Origin of the sequence: Martinezella calliandrae (assembly GCF_030272695.1) — a bacterium.
Lineage (GTDB): Bacteria > Pseudomonadota > Alphaproteobacteria > Rhizobiales > Rhizobiaceae > Rhizobium > Rhizobium calliandrae.
Genome location: NZ_JARFYN010000158.1, coordinates 1 through 1188, shown reverse-complemented (window position 1 = coordinate 1188; position 1188 = coordinate 1). Strand labels below are relative to the sequence as shown.

Here is a 1188-nt window from a genome sequence, read left to right as displayed (position 1 = left end):
CCCGGCGGTTCGGTGTGGCTGTTTGGCTGCGGCTTTAGGCGGCGCGGCGGCTTTGTGCCATCGGACGGCCGTCGTTGACGCGGAAGCCGCGGATGAGCCCGAGCAGGTCCTCGGTGTCGGCGGCGAGCGTTTCGGCAGAGGCGGTGGTTTCTTCCGCCATGGCGGCATTCTGCTGCGTGGCGGCATCGAGCTGGTTCATCGACGACGAGATCGAGCGTAGCGTCGTGTCCTGTTCGGAGGCGCTGTGGGCGATCTTCGAGACGATCTCGTTGGCGGCCTTGATCTGGTCGGAGATGCGCTTCAAGGCCTCGCCGGCCTCGCCGACCAACCGAACACCCTGGTCGACCTGGCCGGAGGAGCGGGCGATCTGGTCCTTGATCTCCTTGGCGGCGGCAGCAGAGCGCTGCGCCAGTTCGCGCACTTCCTGGGCGACGACGGCAAAGCCCTTGCCGGATTCACCGGCCCGGGCCGCCTCGACGCCGGCATTGAGCGCCAGAAGATTGGTCTGGAAGGCGATCTCGTCGATGACGCCGATGATCTTGCCGATCTCTTCGGACGACTTCTCGATGCCGCTCATAGCGTCAATCGCCTGGGCGACGACGGCGTCGGAGCGTGAGGCCTCGGTCGAGACGGCATGCACGCGCTTGCTGGCCTCATGCGCGCCTTCGGCGGTCTGGCGCACGGCAACGGTGAGTTCGTCGAGTGCGGCCGAGGTTTCCTCCAGGCTGGCGGCCTGGCGTTCGGTGCGCTGGGACAGCTCGTTGGAGGCGCGGCGGATCTCTTCCTTGGAGACGCCGATGTCGTTGCCCTTGGCGTTGACCCGGCCCATGGCGGCTTCCAGATGCGATAGCGCTTCGTTGAAGTTGTTGCGCAGGCCGGCATAGCTGGTCCCGATATCGCCGCAGCGCACGGTCAGATCGCCGTGGGCGAGGTCTTCGAGCGCCCGGCCGATGGTGGCGACGACGCGGGCCTGTTCCTGGGCTTCGTCCTGCTGCTGGCGCAGGTTCTGCTGGCGCTCGGCATTGATTTCCTGCTCTTGGGCTGCCTGGCGCTCGCTCAGTGCATGGCGTTCGCGGATCTTTTCCTGCAGCGCCAGGGTAGCCTTGGCCATCAGGCCGATTTCATTGCCCATGCCGACATGCGGGATTGCCACCTTCACGTCTTCGTCGGCAACGGCCTTCAATGCGG

General features: G+C 66.2%; 1 protein-coding gene. It reads right to left on the bottom strand.

Going from position 1 to position 1188, the window contains the following annotated elements:
• Nucleotides 1–34: 34 nt before the first annotated feature.
• A partial coding sequence (locus PY650_RS36475) for a methyl-accepting chemotaxis protein (RefSeq protein WP_285884950.1) occupies nt 35–1188 on the bottom strand: 1154 nt, incomplete at its 5' end.